11 protein-coding genes are annotated in these 21175 nt (G+C 76.2%); 9 read left to right on the top strand and 2 right to left on the bottom strand.

Annotated elements, in window-relative coordinates:
- Positions 1-104: 104 nt before the first annotated feature.
- On the bottom strand, positions 105-1223 hold the full coding sequence (locus ACIO92_RS17895) for an acyl-CoA dehydrogenase family protein (protein ID WP_402057447.1): 1119 nt from the start codon (positions 1221-1223) through the stop codon (positions 105-107).
- Positions 1224-1474: 251 nt separating this feature from the next.
- Between ACIO92_RS17895 and ACIO92_RS17900 the strand changes: the two genes are divergently transcribed.
- On the top strand, positions 1475-2887 hold the full coding sequence (locus ACIO92_RS17900) for a lamin tail domain-containing protein (RefSeq protein WP_401242586.1): 1413 nt from the start codon (positions 1475-1477) through the stop codon (positions 2885-2887).
- 267 nt (positions 2888-3154) lie between these two features.
- Positions 3155-4087, top strand: coding sequence for an endonuclease/exonuclease/phosphatase family protein (locus ACIO92_RS17905; RefSeq protein WP_366441730.1), 933 nt, complete (start codon positions 3155-3157; stop codon positions 4085-4087).
- Between the two features lie 24 nt (positions 4088-4111).
- Here the strand turns inward: ACIO92_RS17905 and ACIO92_RS17910 are convergent, their stop codons facing one another.
- Complete coding sequence (locus ACIO92_RS17910) at positions 4112-4873, bottom strand: class I SAM-dependent methyltransferase (RefSeq protein WP_366441731.1); 762 nt, start codon at positions 4871-4873, stop codon at positions 4112-4114.
- Between the two features lie 840 nt (positions 4874-5713).
- On the opposite strand from ACIO92_RS17910, the gene ACIO92_RS17915 reads away from it, so the two are divergent.
- The 7 genes from ACIO92_RS17915 to ACIO92_RS17945 all read left to right on the top strand — a co-directional run bounded on the left by ACIO92_RS17915 (position 5714) and on the right by ACIO92_RS17945 (position 20904).
- Positions 5714-6406, top strand: coding sequence for a D-Ala-D-Ala carboxypeptidase family metallohydrolase (locus tag ACIO92_RS17915; protein WP_402282154.1), 693 nt, complete (start codon positions 5714-5716; stop codon positions 6404-6406).
- A gap of 132 nt (positions 6407-6538) precedes the next feature.
- On the top strand, positions 6539-7393 hold the full coding sequence (locus ACIO92_RS17920; RefSeq protein WP_366441733.1) for a DUF4132 domain-containing protein: 855 nt from the start codon (positions 6539-6541) through the stop codon (positions 7391-7393).
- On the top strand, positions 7390-12306 hold the full coding sequence (locus ACIO92_RS17925; RefSeq protein WP_402282152.1) for a DNA-binding protein: 4917 nt from the start codon (positions 7390-7392) through the stop codon (positions 12304-12306). The genes ACIO92_RS17920 and ACIO92_RS17925 overlap by 4 nt, the downstream gene beginning before the upstream one ends.
- 498 nt (positions 12307-12804) lie before the next feature.
- Positions 12805-13959: an AAA family ATPase gene (locus ACIO92_RS17930; protein ID WP_366441735.1), complete on the top strand. Its 1155-nt coding sequence runs from the start codon at positions 12805-12807 to the stop codon at positions 13957-13959.
- Positions 13956-17891: a DUF5682 family protein gene (locus ACIO92_RS17935; protein ID WP_402282150.1), complete on the top strand. Its 3936-nt coding sequence runs from the start codon at positions 13956-13958 to the stop codon at positions 17889-17891. The genes ACIO92_RS17930 and ACIO92_RS17935 overlap by 4 nt, the downstream gene beginning before the upstream one ends.
- Positions 17888-19837 carry a hypothetical protein gene (locus ACIO92_RS17940; RefSeq protein WP_402282148.1) on the top strand — a complete coding sequence of 650 codons (1950 nt, stop codon included), beginning with the start codon at positions 17888-17890 and terminating at the stop codon, positions 19835-19837. Before ACIO92_RS17935 ends, ACIO92_RS17940 begins: the two co-directional genes overlap by 4 nt.
- 437 nt (positions 19838-20274) lie before the next feature.
- A complete protein-coding gene (locus ACIO92_RS17945) occupies positions 20275-20904 on the top strand; it encodes a maleylpyruvate isomerase family mycothiol-dependent enzyme (RefSeq protein WP_366441738.1) in 630 nt (209 codons plus the stop codon).
- Positions 20905-21175: the final 271 nt, after the last annotated feature.

The following is a 21175-nucleotide window of genomic DNA, read 5'->3' on the forward strand; positions in this document are numbered from 1 at the left end:
CGTCCTGGCGCCGTTCTCCACCCCGGCTCGCTCTCCCCCCGACTTGCTTCTGGCGCCCCGGCCTCCTCCGGTCTCCCCCGGATCCTTCCGGTCCTCCCCGGCTCTCAGAGGCCCCGGAGCGTGATGTCGGCGGTGGCCCCCCGGAGTTGCGGGGTCTGGGCCTGGATCAGATGGAAGAGGGCCTCACGGGCGAGCCGCCCCGCCGTGTCGCCGTAGCGGACGGCCCGGCCGCCGGTCGCGGCCACGCAGGCGGTGGCGGCCCTGACCCCGAGGTCGAGGACGGCGGCCCGGATCTCGGTCCTGGCCGTCACCTCCTTCTCCGGCGGCTGTTCGTCGCGCAGGGCGTAGGCCTCGGTGCGCAGCCGGGCGGCCTCCTCGGCGAGGCGGAGGGCGAGGGTCTCGTAGGAGGCTCCGGCGCGGGGGGCGGCGGCGCGCAGCAGATCCACGGCGGTCCGCAGGTGCCCGAACACGGCGGGCTGGGCGTTGGCGTTCTCCAGGTCGTAGTCGCGGGCCCACCGCGTCCTGGGTTCCAGCGAGATCACGTCCTCGTGCGGCACGAGGACGTCCCGGACCTCCACGGCGGCGGTGTGGGTGCCGTCCATCGCCCAGAGCGGCGCGGAGTCCACCGCGACGAGCCCGTCGCGGACCCCGGGGCCGCAGTCGACCCGGGCGAAGAGGGCCCGGTCGCCGGGGGCGACGGCGCCGAGGACCGCCATGTCGGTGATGCCCCAGCCGGTCATCCAGGGCACGTGACCGCGCAGCAGCCAGCCGTCGTCGGTCTCCTCGGCGGTGACCGGCGGGCTGGGCTGCCGGAGGTACGCGAACCCCGCGGTGGACCGTTTCCCTCCGGTGACCAGCGCGGGCAGCCACCGGTCCCGCAGCGCGGTGTTGGCGCTCCTGGTGAGCGCCTTCACGAGCCCGAAGTGCTGGACGTGGACGAACCAGGTGGAGGGGTCGGCGGCCGAGAGGAGCTCGTGGACCTCGCGGACCACCTGCGCGTGGGTGTGTCCGCTGCCCTCCGCAGGCTCGTATCCGACCAGTCCGTACGCCCCGCACCGTGCCAGCTCCGCCAGATGGGTGAGGGGGACGCCCGTCACGGCGGTCCGTTCCGCGACCGGCCTGAGCACGGTGTCGGCGACCGCGGCGACCGCGGCGACCAGTGGTTCCCCCGCGAGTCCCGGCTCGGTCTCCAGGGCTGTTCCCCGTCCCGGCGTGCTGCGCACAGGCGATCACCTCGTTCTGGTCGCGCGATACGTTTCTTCCCGACCGGGGAACACTCCCCCGCGAAGGGAAGGCGCACGCGGGCCGGTACGCGCCGGTCGGCGCGGGCCGGGCGAGGGTCCGGGGGCGGCGGCCGGGGGAGCGGACGGTTCGTCCGCCGTTCACGGAGCGCTCAGCCGCCGGAGGCCACTCGTTCGGCCGGTGCCGGGAGCCTCGTGCCGCCCTGCCGGAACGCTCTCCCTGGACGGACGACATGACCGCACGTACTCGGGGGTGGGGCCGTGGCCCCCGCCTCGCCCTGATCGCTCCCCTGCTGGCCGCCTGGGTGTTCCAGGCGGCCCCGGCGCAGGCCGCGCCGGCCGACGGCATCCGTGTCAACGAGGTGGTGACGACGGGGTCCGTGCCGGACTCCGTCGAGCTGTACAACAAGGGGACGGCGAGCGTCGACGTCTCCGGCTGGATCCTCAAGGACGACGACGACGGCTCCCGCTACAAGGTGCCCGCCGGGACGACGCTGGCTCCCGGGGCGTTCCGCGCCTTCGACGTGCACGGGTCCTTCGGGCTCGGCTCCGCCGACAAGGCGCGCCTGTACCTGCCGGACGGCACGACGCTCGTCGACGGCTTCTCCTGGACCGGGCACTCGGCCCCTTCGTGGTCGCGCTGTCCGGACGGCGCGGGCGCGTTCGGGGCGGCGGCGCTCACCCTGGGCGGGCCGAACGCCTGCGGCGGGCCCGGTGGGGGGACGCCCGGCGCGGTGGCCTGGCCGGGCGGTGGCCAGGTGGCCACCGCCGACGGGTCGAACGTCTTCGGGGAGGACCTGAGCGGTCTCCGCCAGGAGGGCGGTGTCCTGTGGGCCGCCCAGAACTCCGGCAGGCTGTGGCGGCTGGTGAAGGACGGTTCCGGCTGGAAGCCGGACACGGCGAACGGCTGGTCCAAGGGCAAGGCCCTGCGTTTCCCGTCCGGCTCCGGCAGCCCCGACAGCGAGGGCGTGACGCTCACCGGGGCGGGCTCGGCGGGCGGGGTGTACGTGGCGAGCGAGCGCGACGGCGACGCCTCCGGGACCAGCAGGCTGTCCGTGCTCCGGTACGACACGGCGGGGACGGCGGGCACGCTGACCGCGGCCAAGGAGTGGAACCTGACCTCCGGTCTGCCCTCCGTGGGGGCGAACCTCGGCTTCGAGGGGATCACCTGGGTGCCCGACGCGGCGCTCACCGGGGCCGGGTTCAAGGACGCGTCGACCGGCGCCGCCTACGATCCGGCGCGTTACGGCGCCCACACCGGCGGGGTCTTCTTCCTCGGTGTCGAGGGCACCGCCACGGTCTACGGCTACGTCCTCGCGGACTCGGGCGCCTTCACCCGGATCGCCACGGTGGGCAGCGGGATGAGCGGGGTCATGGAGGTGCAGTGGGAGCCGGGGGCCGAGCGCCTGTGGGTGGTCTGTGACGACACCTGCGGCGGTCAGCACCGGACGTTCCGGGTGAACGCGTCGGGCGTCTTCGCGGTGACCGCGGTCCTCGACCGTCCTTCCGGCATGTCCGACCTGAACAACGAGGGCTTCTCCGTGAGCGGCGCCGAGGAGTGCGTCGGCGGTGCGAAGCCCGTCTACTGGTCCGACGACGGCAACACCGGTGGGCACGCGCTCCGCAGGGGCACCCTCAGCTGCTGAGACCGGTCCGGGAACCCGCTCCCTCCCTCCGGTCGTCCTGCTCTTCGACGCCGAGGGAGGGAGTTCCGGGTGGGGACGGCGGAGCGCCGGACGGAGCGGGCACGGGCCCAGGGGGACGCCGGTGGTACGGGCTGTTCCGACCGTGCCGGAGGGGCTGGTGGTGCGGGTCGCGCCAGTAGGGCCGGTGGTGCGGGTCGTGTGGGAGGGGCTGGTGGTGCGGGCCGTTCCGGCGATGCCGGTGCTCCGGGTGGGTCCGAGGCTTCCGGGGTGCGCGGGCGTCGCTCCGGGCGGGTCGTCGCCGGGCTCGCCGTCGTGACGGCGGCCCTCCTGGCCTTCCCCTCGCTGGTGCCCGACGCACCGGGCCGTCCGGGCAGCCTCCTGGAGTCCTTCCTGCCCTGGCTGGGCGCGGTGGTACCGCTCCTCGTCGTCGTCGCGCTGCTCCGGCGGTCGGCCGTCGCGCTGGTGGCGCTGCTGCTGCCCGCGGCCGTCTGGGGATTCTCGTACGGGCGGCTGGTGCTGCCCGCAGCCGCTCCGGGCGGGCGGGAACTCCTCGTGGTGCAGCACAACGTCGGCGACGAGAACCCCGATCCCGTCGGGACCGCGCGCGCCCTGGCCGGTGCCGGGGCCGATCTGATCGCGCTCCAGGAACTGGTGGCCCCGGCCCTCCGGTCGTACGAGACGGAGCTCGCCGCCCGGTACCCGTACCACGTGGTGCGCGGCACCGTCGGCCTGTGGTCCCGTCATCCGCTCACCGGGGTCCGGCCGCTGGACATCAGGCCGCGGGGGATCGCGGGGCCCTGGAACCGGGCGCTGCGCGCCGTGGTGCGCACACCGTACGGGGACGTCGCCGCGTACGTGGCCCATCTGCCGTCCGTACGGGTGGGGTCCGGCGGTCTGGCCTCGGCCCGGCGCGACGAGAGCGCCGTCCTCCTCGGGCGGGAGCTGGCCGCCGAGCGGATCGGCAGGGTGGTGCTCGTGGGCGATCTCAACGGCTCGGTGGACGACCGCGGTCTCGCGCCGCTGACCTCGGTGCTCACGGCTCCGGCTCGGGGTTTCGCGTTCAGTTTCCCCGCCGGTCTTCCGGTGGTCCGGATCGACCAGGTCCTGGCGCGGGGCGCGGTGGTGCCGTCGGTCCGGACCTTGCCCGCCACCGGCAGCGACCATCTGCCCGTCGCCGCGCGGATCGCCCTGGGGCCCTGACGGCGGGTCCGTCCCGGTGCCGGGTCAGGCGGGTTTGCGCGCCTCGATCAGGAAGCGGGTGGTGCGGGCGACGAAGGGGCCCTCGCGGCCGATCCGGTCGTGCAGGGCCCGCAGCCGGTCCTCGTACCGCTCGACGGTGAAGCCGGGCACCATCCAGATCACCTTGCGCAGGAAGTAGACCACCGCGCCGATGTCCGTGAACTCGGTCCGCAGGGACTCCGCACGCAGGTCCACGACGTCCAGACCGGCGGCCCGCGCCGCGTGGCGGGCGTCGTCGGGGTGGCGCCTGCGGCGGATCTCCTCGGGCTGGGGGCCGAGGAAGTGCTCGACCACTTCGAAGACGCTGGCGGGGCCGACCTGCTGGGAGAGGTACGCGCCGCCGGGCCGGAGGACCCGCGCGATCTCCTCCCACCAGACGGTCACCGGGTGGCGGCTGACCACCAGGTCGAACGCCTCGTCGGCGAAGGGCAGCGGGGGTTCGTCCTCGTCGGCGACGACGACCGCGCCGAGCGGGTGCAGCAGCCGGGTGGCCTTGGCGACGTTCGGCGGCCAGGACTCGGTGGCGACCACGAGCGGCGGCAGCGCGGGGACTCCCGCCAGGACCTCGCCGCCGCCGGTCTGCACGTCGAGCGCCGCCGTGGCCCGCGCCATCCGCTCACCCATCAGGCGCTGGTACCCCCAGGAGGGGCGCTCCTCGGTCGCCCTTCCCGCCAGCCAGGAGAAGTCCCAGCCCTCCACCGGGGCGGAGTCCGCCTCCGCCACCAGATCCTCGAAGCTCCGTGCCATGCGGAGATCGTCTCAGGTCCCCCGGCACGGCGCCGCCCGGCCCCGTGCCGACCCGGTCCGGTCCCGGTCGGTCCCGGTGTCAGGCGGGACTCTGCGGGCCATCCGCCCGTTCCGGCTGTTCCGCCGCTCGGACCGCTCGGACCGGGGTGCCGTGCCCGTCCCGGCAGTTCCACGCTGACGCTCCGCTTCGGGAGCGAGGTCCCGGCGGTCCCGGCGGGACCGGTCAGGAGCACCGCCTGGACCGGGGTGCGGCGCCCCGCCCCGTGCGGGTGTCCCTCCGGTCGCGGACCGGGAGCGGCCGGGACGAGCACGGCCGGTCACGCCGGGGACCGCCGGGGACCGCCGGGACCCGTCGTCGGTCCGGAGGACGTACACGACGGCCGGGGCGGCCTCGGGGCCGCGTCCGGCGGGCCGGTTCACGGGGAGAGCGGCCGTCGCCCGGCTCTCCTCGCTCCCGGCCCTCCTGCCGCGGTCCGCCCGGAGTTCCGTGACTCCGGGCAGCGCCGACACGGGTCTCCGGCGGCCGGGCACGCGCGGTCGGCCGGGCCCCGGTGGGTGGCCGTACCCCGGCTCCGGGCGGGTCCTCGCTCCGGCGGGCCTCCGCTCCGGGCGTCCCCGCTCCGGGCGGGGCGCCGTGGCGGGCCTGCGGGGAACGCGCCCGCCCCCCCTTGCGCTTCCGGGCCGGGAGGCCCCTGTGATTGACGCGCGTGGACCGGGCCGCCAGGCTCGGGGGACCCACGTCCGTGGGCCGCCCGCGCTCCAAGAGGTCGAGGAGGACCAGTGTTCCGACACGCTCCGCACGCGCCGCCCCTACGACTCCTGCTCTCTATTGTCATGATCATGACTGCCACCGTGGGCGGGATGGTGGCCACCACCGGCACCGCACGCGCCGACGGCTGCCACACCTGGTCCCGTCCCCTCTCCCAGGGCTCCACCGGCGCCGACGTGACCGAGCTCCAGATCCGGGTGGCGGGCTACCCCGGCACCGGCGCGGTGCTCGCCGTGGACGGCTCCTACGGTCCCGCGACCACCGCCGCCGTCAAGCGCTTCCAGACCGCCTACGGGCTGACCGCCGACGGCGTCGCGGGCCCGGCGACCTTCGCCAGGATCTACGCGCTCCAGGACGACGACTGCACCCCCCTGCACTTCTCGTACGCCGAACTCAACACCTGCAACACCACCTGGGCCGGAGGGGCCGTGAGCGCGGCCACCGCCAAGGCGAACGCCCTGCGCACCATGTGGAAGCTGGAGGCCCTGCGGCACGCCCTCGGCGACCAGAGCATCCGCGTCACCAGCGGCTTCCGCAGCAAGGCCTGCAACGACTCCGTCGGCGGCGCCACGACGAGCCGGCACCTCCACGGGGACGCCGCCGACCTCGGCGTCGGCCCCCACTCGCTCTGCGGGCTCGCCCAGCAGGCCCGCGCGCACGGCTTCAACGGCATCCTCGGTCCCGGCTACCCCGGACACGGCGACCACACCCACCTCGACCACCGCGACACCCGCTTCTGGTCCGCGTCCGCGTGCGGGATCTGACCCGACTCCCGCCGCCCGCGCGGCCGTTGTCAGTGGCCCTGGATAGTCTCCGCTCATACCGCGGTTCGGGGGTTTCGACCCCTTCGTTCGAGCTGCGTGGAATCTGACGGAACATCCAGAGGGGCACGGCTCATGGCGTGGCTTGCAGCGGGGGAATACGAGATCGCCCTCGACGACGGGCGGGTGGTCGCACGACGCTCCGGGGGGCGGCAGTTGAAGTCGCTGCCGAAGGCGTTGCGCGACCACCCCGAGACCGACCGGCTCCGGCGGCTCGCGGAGTGGCTGGACCGGCACGCGGCCGCGTGCGTGGCCCAGGTGGACAACTGGATGGTGTCCTCGCTCCCCGTACCGACCGAACTGATCGCACGGGTGTGGCCGGACGAGGCGTGGCAGTCCGCCCTCCGTGACATGGCGGTCGTCGGCGACGACCCGGACGAGGTCGGCTTCCTCCGGGACGCCACCGAGGACGGTGAACTGAAGGTGGTCGACCTCGACGGCGAGACCGTACGGATCTCGCCGCGCACCGTGACGCTCCCCCATCCCGTGCTCCTGCCGGACCTGGAGGACGTACGGGACTTCGCGGCGGAACTCGGCATCACCCAGCGGGTCGAGCAGATCCACCGCGCCACCTGGACCCGGCCCGCCACCGGGCTCTCCGGGACCGCGACGGAGGTCCGCGACTTCGCGGGCGGCACGTTCGCCTCGCGGTTCGGACTCGCCGCGCGGGCCACCTCCCTCGGCTACCGCGTCTCCGGGGGCTACGCCACGCTCGGGGTGCGCGACGGAGGCCGGACCACGGAGGCGTCCGTGTGGATCGGGGAGCCGTACTGGGACGGGGAGTCGGAGACCGGCGGGCTCGGCTGGCGCGACGGGAACGGCCGCGCGGTGCGGCTCACCGAGGTCGGGCCCGTCGCCTGGTCCGAAGGAATGCGCATGGCCGCGGCGCTCTACGCGGGCCGTACGATCGAGAAGGGTGAGGGCGCGTGACCAGCACGACCGCTACCGACGACAGGGAACTGCTCAGGGCCGGAGCCGTGCTCCCGGCCGACACCGAAGGGGCGGGCTCCTCGGCGGTCGACCTGACGGCACGGACCTACCGCCACCCCGCACTCGGCGAGGACCGGGTGGTCGTCCGGCTCGCCACGGCCGAGAGGGGACCCGCCGAGGACCTCGCCGCCGGGTTCCTCGGACTCGAACCGCAGGGCACCCCGGTCGTCGTGGGCCTCGGACAGCGCCAGGAACTGGGCTTCCCCGAATGGGTCCTCGTGCACCACCCGGAGGACGGGCACCACGCCCTCGCCGTGGTGCCCGAGCTCGACCGGCTGGCCCGGCAGGCGAAGACCAAGCCCGGCGCCGCCCTCGACGCCTGCAACGAACTCGCCGGACGGCTCGCCTCGGCCGTCCCCCACTTCCTGCCCGTCTTCTACGAGCAGGCCGCGCGGAGCTTCCTCGGCGTCGAGAACACCACCTACGCGGGCCAGTTGTTCGGCCGCGCCCGCACCGCGGAGGCGCAGCACGGGCTGCCGGTCGACGAGGACAGGACCGACGCGGTCTTCCTGGAGTTCGCCCTGGCGGGCGCGCTGCCCGTGAAGGTCCTCACCGGCTACGGCAAGGAACTCGCGGCCCGGCTCGCACCCGCCGAGGCGTACGAGCGCTTCCGGCGCCTCTGCGTCCGGCGGACCGCCGGAGGTCTCGCCCCGTCCGCCCAGGCCGCCGCCGAACTGCGGCGCCTCGCCCGCGCGGCGGGACTGCCCGGCTCCGAGGAGGAGCAGGCGTACCTCGCCGAACTGCTGCCGCTCCCGGCGACGGTACGGGCGCCCGCGGGCTGGTGGAAGGCGCACCGGACGGCGCTGGTCACCCTGGCCCTGCGCGAACCGGCCGTACGGGGCACGCTGCTCTCCCTGACACCTCCGGTGGGCGACGGCGGCATCGACGAGCTGTGGCTGGGCATCCTGTCCGAGTCCGGCGCGGAGAACGGCCTGACCGACCCGGACGCACTGCCCGAGGAGCGCTGCCCCGACGGTGCGGCCGGATGGCTGGAGCGCTTCCACACCGCACGGCACCGGGGCTGGGGTCCCCGCCCGACCCAGCGGATCCTGCTCTCACTGGTCGAACGGGCCGCCGGACGGCTCCGCGCCGACCTCGCGGAGCGGCCCGAGGGCAAGGGGTTGCTGGAGATCGGCGTCGAGGACGTCGACCTCCTGGATCTGCTGCTCGCCCTCGGCGTGCCCGTCGCCGACCCGACACCCGACGAGCGGCGCAGGGGCCACGTGTCCCTGAACCTGTCGGACTGGGCACGCGGCGAGGAGCCCCGGGACCTGCTCGCGCTCGCCGCCGACCCCCGGTTCCGCACCGCCTTCCGCAACGCCGCGAACCGCTGCGGCGGCGGGTCCTCCGACCTCGACGTGATGCGTCGGCTCGCCGCGTCGCCCGGCGGCCGGCCGATGCTCGCCGAGTGGGTGGCCGACGTCGCCCGCGACTCGGTCGCGGCCGGACTGCCCGGCGTCCCGGACGCGATCGAGCGTCTGTCGTGGCTGCCCGCCGAGGCACTCGCACTGGCCCCCGACGAGGTCGCGGCGGCCACCTCCGCCGACCTCGGCGAGACGCTGGCGCGCACCCTGCGCGGCGGGCTGTGGGAAGAGCTCCACTGGCCCGCCTGGGAGGAGGCGGTCGCGGAGCTGTCCCCGGTGCGCGGCAAGACCGAAGGACTGACCGTCGCCGAGGCCTGGCCCCACCTGATCGTGGCCAACAGCACGCAGGTGCGGGTCATCGACGCGGACTCGACCGTCCTCACGCACGACCTGCGCATACCGGCGTCGAGGCAGTCGCTCCGGCACGGCTTCCACTTCGTGGACGGCGAACTGCTGGTGTTCTGGACGACCTACGGCAGCGGCGACGCCGCACAGGGCTACTGGCACACCTCGCCCGACCGGGTGTTCACCCTGGACGGCGGCGCCAACTACTGGTCCATGCGCTCCGCGCACCCCACCCTGCCGCTGCCCGGCGGCGGCCGGGCCACCGGCGGCGGGCTGCTGCACCGGGGCGACACGAAGCTGCCCCACGAGCGCATGACGCTCTCCGACGGCACCTCGCACTGGGTGTGGGAAGCCGGTGGCCGGGACGAGGAGGGCGGCTGGACCGAGTACGACCCGGCGACCGGCTCGTACGGGCGCCGCTCGCAGCCCGGCTTCCTCGCCGACGCGCTGCGCGCCCACGGCAGCGGGGCCGAACTGTCCGCGCCCCACTCCTGGCTGCGCCCCACCCCGACGGTGGCCGGTTCCGCCCTGGGCACACCGGTGGACGGCCTGCTGGGCTGGCGCATCGTGCGCCTCCCGGGCGACGGCTGGTCCGCCGAGGACACCTCCGGGCGGCGCGTCACCCTGCCCGAGGACTCCGGCCTGCCGGTCGCGGGGCTGACCTTCCCCGGCGACGACCGCCCGAGGGCCGTGACCCAGGAATGGCGGAAGCTGTCCCTGAGCGACCCGGACGGCGTCGTCACCGCGACGTCCGACGGCGACCCGGACCAGGTGTTCCGCACCGCCGCGGGTGCGCTGCCCCCGCTGTCCCACCTGTACGCGCTGCGCCCTCGTGACACGGCCGGGTCGGCGGCGCTGCGCTCGGCGGACGCCGGGACGGCCGGGACCCTGCTGAAGGCCGCCGCCGCCGCGGAGCTCGTGGCGGACCTCCCCCCGCTGGTGAGCACCGCCCTGCCGGAGATCACCGCGCCCGAGATCGTCGCGGGTGTCGTCAAGGTGCTGCGGTTCGCCGTGCAGCAGCAGAAGGCGCTCGACGCCGTGGCCGCCCGCACGGACCCCACGGCGGAACGGTCCCCGGCCCGCGCCGAGGGCCCGGCCGACCGGCTGATCGGCGAGGCCCTGCTCGGCATCGCGGGCACCGGCTACTACCAGCGGGGCTCCGAGGAGGACGTCCTCCACCGCTTCCTGGAGGCGCTGGACTCGGCCCGGAACGACTCCGCGGCCCAGGCACGGCCCGGCCTGACACACTTCGACCTGGCACCGCTGCCCTACTCGGGCCTGCCCTTCACCTCCTTTCTCGACGTGCCCTCGGCACTCGCCTACCGGGCCGTCGCTCCCGGCAGCGTCCCGAAGCACCGGGAGGCACTGCTCGGCCTGCTCGCCCGGGTCGACGCGCTGGGACTGGGCTCCACGGCCGCCTCGGACGCCCACTGGCGCCGTGTCGTGCTCCACCTCGGGCCCGCGCAGCTCCAGACCCCCGACGGCGCGGCCCGTCCCCTCGGCCACCGCTGTGTCCTGCCGCTCGGCGGCGGCGCCGCGCTCGGCATCACCGAGTACAGCGAGAGCGTCGCCGACGGGGCGAGGTTCGGGGCACTGTTCCACGACCCGCGGGGCCGTTTCGAGGTGCCCGGCCCCTACACCGCGCAGGGCGTCGAACCGGTGGGCGACCCGGGCCGGGCCGCCGACTGGGTGGCCCGCTTCCTGCGGGAGGCCGGGTCCCGGGGGGAGATCCCGTTCCTGCCGGGTCCGGCCGAGGAGTTCGGGCGGCTGACGGGGGCCTCCGGCCCGGTGTCCCGGCTCGTGCTCGCGGGCATCCCCGACGTGGACAACTGGCAGAACAACTTCCTTCCGGGAGAGCTCCGCAAGACCCTCGGTCTGAAGGTGGGTGAGGCGGCGCAGGCCCGTGACGAACTGCGCGCGCTCTCCGACGACGTGCGGCGGGCCGTGGTGGCGGCGCTGCTGCCCGAGGACCCGGCACGGCTGTGGAGCGAGGGGCCCGACGTGGCCTCGGCCGCGGCCGTGTGGAACGCGCGGGTGGGACGCCGGACACCGGTGCCCGACTGGCTGGTCACCGAGGCCTCGCGCGCGGCGGGCAGCGCGTGGGCCGTGCTCCGGGCCCTGCCCGCGATGCTCGACCCGGCGGCCTCGCCCGAGCTGGGCACCGACATCGCCTGGCACATCAAGGACGACCGTCCGGCGCCCGTGGTCCCGAACGAGACGCCGTTCACCTCTTCCGTGCTGATCGGTTCGATGGGCCTGGCGGCGTGGCTCGCCCACCGGCTGCCCGCCGGTGACCCGGTCCGGGCGAAGCTGCCCGCCGCGCTCACCGCCGTACGGCAGCGCCTGGCCTCGCCCGAACTTCTGCTGACGGCGGGGCACTTCACGAGCCTCGCGGACTTCCGGGGGGTGGCGGGGACGCCGACCGAGACCACCGCGGAGTACGAGCGGTACGGCGCGGTGCTCATGGCCACGCACGACATGCAGCCGCAGCCCGCGCTGCGGACGTCCCTGCTCGACTTCACCCGGTCCGACCCGTACCTGGTGGCGCTGCGGGGGCAGGAGCAGCATCCGACCCCGTTGGAGGCGGCCCTGCTCCGGGCGCACGACCCGGTGTTCGCCCGGCTGCTCGCCGATCCGGGCGCGCCGCTCGCGGGCGGGACGGACCCGGACGGCACCTGGTGGCCGCAGGATCCGTCGCGGTCGGCGCCCGCGCTCGTGGACGAGGTCGCCTCGGCTCACGGGCTCGGCGCGGACGCGGCGGCGCTGTATCTGATGCTGCTCGCGATGCCCGATCCGACCGACCGGAACACGGCCCGGTGGACCGGGTGGAAGCCGGCCCGCCTCAAGGCGGCACGCGCCGAACTGGCCGCCGGGGAACTGGTCGTCACGGCCGTACGGGCGCGGGCGGGGCGTTCCCTGTTCCTGCCGGGCGCCTGGGCGGAGCAGTCGTCCCCGGTGCTGCCGGTGGAGCGGTGGAAGCTGCCGATGTACGGGCCGGTGACGGGTGTCCGGCCGGTGATCGGCACGCTGGTGCCGGTCGAACCGGCGGCGGAGCTGTTCGCCCGGTCGTGGCGGCGGCTGGCCGACGGCGACGTCCCGCGCTTCGAGGAGCTCCAGGTACGCCGGACGAGGCGCCGCCGATGAACGGCTGAGGACCGGCCGGGCTCCGGGCCGCTGGTCCGGGCCGTGCGCCGCCGGTGGGGCTGTCCGTCGGCCATGGTCCGGACGTGAACCGGGTGAACCGGGTCACGGGCCGGGCGTCCTGGTCCGCGACCCGGCCCACGGGTGGGGTGCGGCTTGTCCGTGGCGGGTCCTGGACCGATGCCGGTCCATGGTCGCGCCGTTGCCCACGGCCGGTTCATGGCCGCTCGTGGCCGCTCGTGGCCGGGCCATGGTCGCGCCGCGCCGTAGCGGGTGCCCGGTCGGTCCGGGGCCCGGTCATGGCCGGTCCGGGCGGTCCCGGCTGGCCGGATGTTCGTCCATCCGTCCGCCGGGGCCGCCCGGACCCGGACTCACCGGCCCCTCCGCTGCCCCTTCCTCCCCCTCCCCCTTACGTTTTCCCCCGTCCCGGGCCCCGGCGTCCCGGGCCCGTACTCGTACTCGTACTCGTACTCGTACCTCATGCTTCCGAAGGAACCCCGTATGACCGTCACCGAATCGTCCGTGCCCGTCCGGCAGGTCGTGCCCGCCGAGGAGCGGTACGCCGCCGAACTCGCCTTCCTCGCCGCGCAGGACCCGGGGCCGCGTCCGCCCGGCTGGGCGCTGACCCCGCGTGCGGTGGTCGCCTTCGTCTGCGGGAGCGACGGCACCGAGCTCGCGCTGCCCGCGAAGCGGACCGGGCTGCCGTCGAAGCTGACGATCGCGCCCAAGTTCGTCGGTGAGCGCGCGCTCGTCGAGCGCTGTGTCGTCACCCTCGCCGGGGAGCGCGGGCTGCTGCTCACGGGCGAGCCCGGCACGGCCAAGTCGATGCTGTCGGAGCTGCTCGCCGCCGCCGTCAGCGGGACCAGCGCACTGACCGTGCAGGGCACGGCGGGCACGACGGAGGACGCGTTCCGCTACGGCTGGAACTACGCCCTCCTGCTCGCCCAGGGCCCGACCCCGCAGGCGCTGGTCGACTCCCCCGTGCTCGCCGCCATGCGCACCGGGCGGGTCGTGCGGGTCGAGGAGATCACCCGCTGTCTGCCCGAGGTGCAGGACGCGCTGGTCTCCCTCCTGTCGGACCGCCGGATCACCGTTCCCGAACTCACCGCCACCGAGGACGCGGTGGTCTCCGCCGTCCCCGGCTTCACCGTCATCGCCACCGCCAACCTGCGGGACCGGGGCGTCTCGGAGATGTCGGCGGCGCTGAAGCGCCGCTTCAACTTCGAGACCGTGGGCCCGATCGCGGACGCCGACGCCGAGGCCGCCCTGATCCGCCGTCAGGCCGTCGCGGCGGTCCAGCGGGCGGGCGCGGCCTTCGGGGTGGACGACGCCGTCCTCGACGCCCTCGTCACCGTCTTCCGGGACCTGCGCTCCGGGCGTTCCACCGAGGGCTGGGACGTGGAGCGGCCCGGCACGGTGATGTCGACCGCCGAGGCCGTGCAGGTGGCGGCGTCGATGGGGGTCTCGGCCGCCTATCTGCCGGGCGGGGACGTCCTCGACCTGCTGCCGGGCCATCTCCTCGGTGTCGTGCGCAAGGACGACCCGGCCGATCACGCGCGGCTCCTCGGCTACTGGGACGGGCCGGTGCGCCGCCGGGCCGAGGCCGGTTCGGCGATGTGGCGCCGTCTCTGGGACCTGCGCGGGAGCCTGCGATGACCCCGACCGGTCCCCGGGAGGCCGTGGACGCGCTCGCCGCGTCGCGCGAGCCCTATCTGCTGGGGGTGCGCCACCACAGCCCGGCGCTGGCCACGGTGGTGCCCGCCCTGCTGGACGAGGCGGACGCCGACGTCGTCTGCGTGGAGCTTCCGGCCGATTTCCAGCCGTGGCTGGAGCACCTGGCCGATCCCGCGACCGTCGCCCCGGTGGCACTGGCCGGAGCGGGCGAGGGCGGACGGCTGTCGTTCTACCCGTTCGCGGACTTCTCCCCCGAACTCGCGGCCCTGCGCTGGGCGCGGGACCGGGGCGTGGAGGTCGTCTGCTGCGACCTGCCGCTGTCCGACCCCGGCTGGGGGCGCGAGGACGCCCCCCTCCCCGGAGGTACGGGCTCCGCCGACGACGGGCCCGCCGACCCGGAAACGGCCCCTGACCGGGGTACGGCTCAGGGCTCCCCGGGCCCCGACCGCGATACGGCTCCTCACCCGGGCCCCGGTCCGGGTACGGCTCGGGAAACGGGCCCCGACCGGGACGCGCGCCCAGGTCCGGGCTCCCGCACCGGCACCGGCCAGGGGGCCGGTCCTGACGTGCCGGGAAGCGCCGGTCGTGGCGGGGAGGGCCGCCGGTCCTTCGCCGCCGCGCTCGCCGACGCCGGTACGGGCCGTGACGGCGAGGACATGTGGGACCGCGTCGTGGAGGTGCTGGCCCCCGGGTGCTCCCCCGAGGCCGTGCGCCGCGCCGCCCTGGGCGTGGGCTGGGCCCTGCGCGCCGACGCCCCCGTGCCCGCCACCGACCTGGCCCGCGAGACCCGGATGCGGCAGGTGATCGCGGCGGCCTCGGAGGGGGGCCGCCGGGTCGCGGCCGTCGTCGGAGCGTTCCACGCCCCCGCGCTCGTCGCGGGAGCGACGACCGCCGGGGCGGAGCGGACCGAAGACCCGGAAACGGACGCCGTGGCGCGCGGGGGAACGGCCGGGCGGGCGGGAGCGAAGGCCCGTGCGGACGCGGGCCCCGCGGTGACCTCGCTGGTGCCGTACTCGTTCGATCTGCTCGACTCCCGGTCCGGCTACCCCGCCGGGATCCGCGACCCGTTGTGGCAGCAGGCCGTGCTCGGCGCGGCCGGTGACGCGGACCGGCTGCGCGAGGCGGCCTCCACCGCGCTGACCGGCCTGTGCGGGGAACTGCGCCGCGCCGGGCACACCGCGGGTACCGGCGAGGCCGCCGAGACGCTCCGGCTCGCCTGCGACCTGGCGGCCCTGCGCGGACTGCCCGCGCCCGGACGCGGCGAGCTCCTGGAGGCGGTCACCACGGTTCTCGGACAGGGCGAACCCCTGGGCCGGGGGCCGGCGCTCGCCCGCGCCATGGAAGCGGTGTTCGTGGGCACCGCGCGGGGCCGGGTCTCACCGCACGCCCCCCGTTCCGGTCTGGGGCCCGCCGTCGAGGACGACCTCGCGCGGCTGCGGCTGCCCGGGGCGGGCGACACCGAGCCCCGTGAGGTCCGTCTCGATCCGCTCCGCTCCCCGCTCGACGGGCGCCGCGAGGTCCTGCTGCGGCGTCTGCTCGTCATCGGCGCCTCCTACGGCGAGCCCCTGCCCGTGGCCGCGACCGGCGACGGAACCGCCCTCGGCACCAAGTGGCGTCTGCGGTGGACGCCGTCGGTGGCGGCACGGCTCGACCTGAGCGGTGTACGGGGGGTCACCGCCGCCCAGGCGGCGGCGGGCGCGCTGGGCGAGACGGCCCGCCGGGAGGCGGCCGAGGGCGGCCCCACCCCGGCGCAGACCGTGGCCGGGCTGACCGCCGCCGTACGCTGCGAGCTGCCCGAGCTGGTCGACGTACGGCTGCGCGAGGCACGGACCGTCCTGCCCGACTCCGCCGAACTGCCCGAACTCCTCGAAGCGCTGGACCTCCTGGAGGCGATGCGGCGGGGTCATCACCCGGGTGCCGTGCCGGAGGCCCTGGCCACGGCCGCCGTGCTCTCGGGCGAGCTGCTCGACGCCGCCGTACGGTCGCTGCCCGGTCTCGCGGGCAGCGACGATCCGGCCGACGCCACGTCCCTGGTGGCCCTCGCCGACCGGTCGGCCGCCCGGCACCTGGGCCTCCGGCTGGACCGGGCACTGGCCGAACTGGCCTCGGACGGGGCACCGTTGATACAGGGCGCGGCGCTGGCCGCGCGGGTCACGCTGGACCTCGACCCGGCCGCCGGGCTCGGCGAGCGGGTGGCGGACTGGGTGGACGGGGCGACCACTCCCGCCGCGCGGCGGGCCCTGACGAAACGTCTCACGGGGCTGCTGACGGCGGCGGGGCCGCTGCTCCAGGCGTCACCGGACGCGCTGGCCCCGCTGCTCGACCGGGTCGAGTCGCTGGCCGACCAGGCGTTCCTCGACCGGCTCCCCGCGCTGCGGGGCGGATTCGACGTCCTGGCACCCGCCGCCCGTGAGCGGCTGCTCACCGCCGTGACCGAGCGTCTGGGCGACCGGCTCGACCTCTCCCTGGACGCGCCGCCGGAACTGCTCGCCCTGTGGGCCGCCGCCGACGCGGCCGGACTCGCCGCCCTGAAGAGCCTGGCCCTCCCCCCGGCGGAGACGTACGGCTCCAAGGCCGGGACCGGTCCCGCGTCCGGTCAGACGTCCAGTCAGACCTCCGGCTCCAGTTCCGGCTCCGGCTCCGGCTCCGGCTTCACGAGCGGTGGGGTGTCCGCCGCCCCCGAGGCATCGGTTTCGGTGCCGACGGCGGCCGGTCAGGACACGGGCTCCGGTCCGGCGGGCGGTCAGGGCACGGGAGCCGTGACCGGCCCCGTACCGGACTCCGGGGGCGAGCCGCTCCTCGGGTCGGCCGACCGGTGGCGGCTGCTGCTCGGGCGGCACCAGGACCGGCTGGCCGCCGGGGCGCGACGGTACGCCCACGCCCTCGACGAGCTGTACGGCCGTGGGCGCGGCGAGGGCGCCGACGACCTGGACGCCGGTTCCGGGCCGGGTGGCGGGCAGGACGCCTCCTTCCCGACCGCCCGGGAGTGGTCGGAGGAACTGGAGGCGCTGTTCGGGACGGACGTACGCGAGGAGGTGCTCGCCGACGCCGCCGAGGCGGGGCGCTCCGATGTGCTCACACAGCTGGATCCGGCCTCGGTACGGCCTTCGGTCGAACTGCTGAGTTCGGTGCTGTCGCTGGCCGGAGGGATGCCCGAGGCCCGACTCGCCCGGCTGCGCCCCCTGGTGAAGCGGCTCGTCGACGAACTGTCCCGGGAGCTCGCCACCCGGCTGCGCCCGGCGTTGAACGGGCTCTCCACCCCGCGCCCGACCCGGCGCCCCGGCGGCCGTCTCGACCTCGCCCGTACGCTGCGCGCCAACCTCGCGCACACCCGGCGCACGGCCGACGGACGGGTCGTGGTCGTGCCGGAGCGGCCGGTGTTCCGTACACGGGCGGGCAAGGAGGCGGACTGGCGGCTCGTCCTGGTCGTCGACGTGTCCGGCTCGATGGAGGCGTCGGTGATCTGGTCGGCGCTGACCGCCGCCGTGCTGGGCGGGGTGCCGACGCTGTCCACCCACTTCCTGGCGTTCTCCACACAGGTCGTGGACCTGACCGACCGGGTGGAGGACCCCCTGTCGCTCCTCCTGGAGGTACGGGTCGGCGGCGGGACGCACATCGCCGCGGGGCTCGCGCACGCCCGTTCCCTGATCACCGTTCCCAGCCGCACCCTCGTCGTCGTGGTCAGCGACTTCGAGGAGGGCGCGCCGCTCGCCGGGCTGCTCGGCGAGGTCCGCGCGCTCGCCGCGTCCGGCGCGCATCTCCTCGGCTGCGCGGCGCTCGACGACACCGGGGCGCCCCGCTACTCGGTGCCGGTCGCGCGGCGCCTCGTCGCCGCCGGGATGCCGGTGGCCGCCCTCAGTCCGCTCGCCCTCGCCCGCTGGGTGGGCGACCGCCTCCGTGGAGAAGCCCGTTGAGCACCGATGTCCTGCCTCCCGTCGCTCCCGAAGTCCTGGCCGGGGCGGTGGAGTCGTTGAGCGCCCGGCTGCGCAAGAAGCTCGACGCCGCGATCGGGGGCTGCGCGGCCGGTGCCGTCCCGGCGGCGGACGGGTCCTTCGAGGTGCGTTTCGGCGAGGACGCCGTGGTGACCCTGCGCCCCGGCCCTTCGGGGGCGGTGGTGGACGCCGGACAGGCGGTCTGTACGTGTCTGCTGGCGCCGCGCTGTCTGCACCGGGCGGCGGTGCTGGGCGCGGCGCCGATCGCGGACGCGGAAGCGCTCGGCGCGCCGGACGGTCCGGAGGCGGCGGGCGCGCCGGGTGACGCCGATGTGCTCGGCGACCCGGGGCAGCCGCCGGGCGGCGGTACCGGGCCGGTGGACGGCACGGCCGTGTCGCCGGACGGCGTGCCCGGCGTGCCCGGCGTACCCGGCGGGAAAGGTGGTGCGGGGAGCGGCCCGGCCGCCACTGGTCCCGGCGCGGGCGCCCTGACGGCGGAGGGCCCCGCCCCCGTGCTCACCGCCGCGCAGACCCGGGCCGCCGCCGCGCTGTGGCGGGCCGCGGCCGAGGCCCTGTCGGCCGGTGTCACGGCGGGCGGGGCCGTACTCCAGGCGGAGTTGCTGCGGGCCGCCCACACCGCGCGGCTGGCCGGGCTGCCCGGTGCCGAGGCGGCCGCTCTCCGGGTCGTCCGGGGGCTGCGGTCCGCGCGGGAGCACGGGCGGGGGCAGCGCCTCGGGGACCTCACGAGCGCCTTCCGGGAGCTGCTGTCCGAGGCCGCCGTCCTCGCCTCCGGGGCGGCCGGTCCCGGCGCGGCCTCCTCCCGGCGGCCGTACGGGCAGGGCGGCAGCCTCCGGGTGTACGGCCTGTGCCGCGAGCCGGTGCTCTCCGCCACCGGGTACGGGGGCGTGACCACGCATCTCGTCGCGCCCGACGGCTCCTGCTACACGGTCTCCGACGTGCGGCCCGGAGGGCTCGCGCGGGCCAGGGGCGCGGGGTCCGCGTCGGTGGCGCTCGGCGGAGCGGTGCTGGACCACGGCGGGCTGGCGCGCGGGGGGCTGCGGATCGTCGGCGCGACCGTGTCCCCGGACGGGCGGCTCGGCGCGGGCCGGGGCGTGGCCGCGACCCCGCTGCGCGGGGTGGACTGGTCCGACGAGCCCGCCGCCGCGCTGTTCGCACGGCCGGTGCGGGAGGCGATGGCCGCCGTCCTCGACGCCGACGGGCCGGGCTCCGAGGTGTCCCCGGCGCCGCTGCTCGGCTGTGACGTGGTGGTGGTCGGCGCCGTCGGGGAGCACCTCGTGGTCCGGGTCGCGGGCGACGGGCCCTCGCTGCGGCTGCGCCCGGCGCATCCGCATCCCGAGCTGCCGCACTCCGCGAACCTGCGCAGGATCGCGCGGTACCCGGGTCTTGAGCTGCGGGTCCTCGGCCGCCCCGATCCGGAGCGGGCCGCGACGCTCCGGCCGCTGGCGGTCGGCCCCGTGCCGGGGTCCTCGCGGACGCTGCGGCTGCCGGAGGAGTGGCTGGGCCGGGCCGATCTCGGCTACGACCTTCTCCAGGGCGGTCACTTCCCGTCCGGGACGGCCTCCGACGGATCGTACGGACCGGTGGCGGCGGGCCCGGACCCGCTGGCGGACGCGCCCTTGTGGCGGGTGCGGCGGCTCCTGGAGACGGGCGTCGCGGGCGGGCGTCGCGCGGTGGCCGAGGCCGGTCGCGGTACGGAGACGGCGGCCTTCGCCGTACCCCTGCGCCGGGCCGGTCTCGGGGGCGCGGCGCGCCTCGCGGAGGCTCTGGTGGCGGAGGCGGACCGTCGTCCCCGCGACGCCTTCGGCCGTCTCAGCGATCCGTCGGCCGACGGGTACGCGCGCGCGTGGCTGGCCTCGGCGGTCCATCTGGCAGCCGCGGAGAGGGCGTTGGTGGTGGCGTCCTGGTGAGGGCAGGACCAGGGTCTGAGGCGCGCTGACGGTCGTGCTCGAAGGGCCGGTCGCCCTCGCGGGAGACCGGCCCTTCGCCTTCCGTCACCGCGACCGCGCCGCCCGCTGAACAGATCGTGATCTGCCCCCCGTCCGAGCTCAGGCGTCCCTCCGGGGACGGGCGGGGATGCGGGCACGGCCGGGCCCGGTACGTGGCCCTGGGCGCCGAGCCGATCGAGCCCCGGCGCCCGGACCGAAGCCAGCCGCTCAAGGCCCCACGTGCCGCGCCGCCGTGCGCGGCTCGGCCGATGGGCCGCATCGGGGCGGCTCGTGGCCCGTCGTGCGGGTCGCAGGAGACCGTCCGCCGTACCCTCGCCCCCGAGGCGCGTCCGGCCGGTGAGTTCCGGGTGTCTCCTCGGTCCACCCTGTGGAACGGTTCGGGCGGCGAAGGAGGAGTCATGGCGGGCGACGACGTGTGGGCGCTGGTGCACGCGGAGCGGGCGGCGCTCGTCGAGGATCTCTCGCGTCTCGACGGCGCGCGGTGGGAGGTGCCGTCGCTCTGCGCCGGGTGGAGCGTGCACGACGTGCTCGCCCATCTGGTCGACACGGCCCGGACGACCCGCCTCGGCTTCGTGATCGGTCTCGCCCGCGCGCGGTTCGACTTCGACCGGCAGAACACGACCGGTCTCGAACGGGCGCGCGGGGCCACCCCTCAGGAGACCCTGGAGCGCTTCCGGCGGGCGGCCCCGCGCCGCTCGACCCCTCCGGCGCCGCTCGACAGCCGTCTCGTCGAGGAGATCGTCCACGGCGAGGACATCCGGCGGCCCCTGGGCCTGACCCGGGCGTATCCGACGGAAGCCGTCGTCCGGGCGCTGCGGCTCCAGGCCCGTACTCCGGCGTCGTTCGGCGGCGCCAGGGAACGGCTGGCCCGGGTCCGGCTCGTGGCCGACGACGCCGACCTCGTGGTCGGCACGGGACCCGGGGCGACCGGACCCGCGCTCTCCCTGCTCCTGGCCGTCACGGGCCGCCGGGTCGCCCTGGGCGAACTGGAAGGCCCCGGCGTCGAGATCCTCGCGGCGGAGGTCTGACCCGGAACGCCCGCGCCTGAGCACCCGCCCGGGTCGGCCCCGTTCTCCCGGGACTACGGCGAAGCGAGGGGTGTCTCCCTGCGATCAGAGCGGCGCTCCGTCAGGGAGGGCGAGGCGAGGTCCTGGGACTTCACCAGTCCGGAGGGCGGTGGAGTCGGCGTGGGCCTGCTCGGCGGCTTCGGGATACGCCTCGCGCTCGTCAGGTCCGGGGCGATCGGCACCGGGGTGCCGGGGGCGCCACGGCCGTCCGCGGTCGGCGGGGGTGGGCACC

The organism is Streptomyces sp. NPDC087215, assembly GCF_044744885.1.
Taxonomy (GTDB): domain Bacteria; phylum Actinomycetota; class Actinomycetes; order Streptomycetales; family Streptomycetaceae; genus Streptomyces.

Bases quoted from the DNA above. Each gene is read 5' to 3' on its own strand.
- ACIO92_RS17945 (WP_366441738.1), top strand. From the start codon at position 20,275: ATGGCGGGCGACGACGTGTGGGCGCTGGTGCACGCGGAGCGGGCGGCG.
- ACIO92_RS17910 (WP_366441731.1), bottom strand. From the start codon at position 4,873: ATGGCACGGAGCTTCGAGGATCTGGTGGCGGAGGCGGACTCCGCCCCG.
- ACIO92_RS17920 (WP_366441733.1), top strand. From the start codon at position 6,539: ATGGCGTGGCTTGCAGCGGGGGAATACGAGATCGCCCTCGACGACGGG.
- ACIO92_RS17935 (WP_402282150.1), top strand. From the start codon at position 13,956: ATGACCCCGACCGGTCCCCGGGAGGCCGTGGACGCGCTCGCCGCGTCG.
- ACIO92_RS17930 (WP_366441735.1), top strand. From the start codon at position 12,805: ATGACCGTCACCGAATCGTCCGTGCCCGTCCGGCAGGTCGTGCCCGCC.
- ACIO92_RS17915 (WP_402282154.1), top strand. From the start codon at position 5,714: ATGACTGCCACCGTGGGCGGGATGGTGGCCACCACCGGCACCGCACGC.
- ACIO92_RS17900 (WP_401242586.1), top strand. From the start codon at position 1,475: ATGACCGCACGTACTCGGGGGTGGGGCCGTGGCCCCCGCCTCGCCCTG.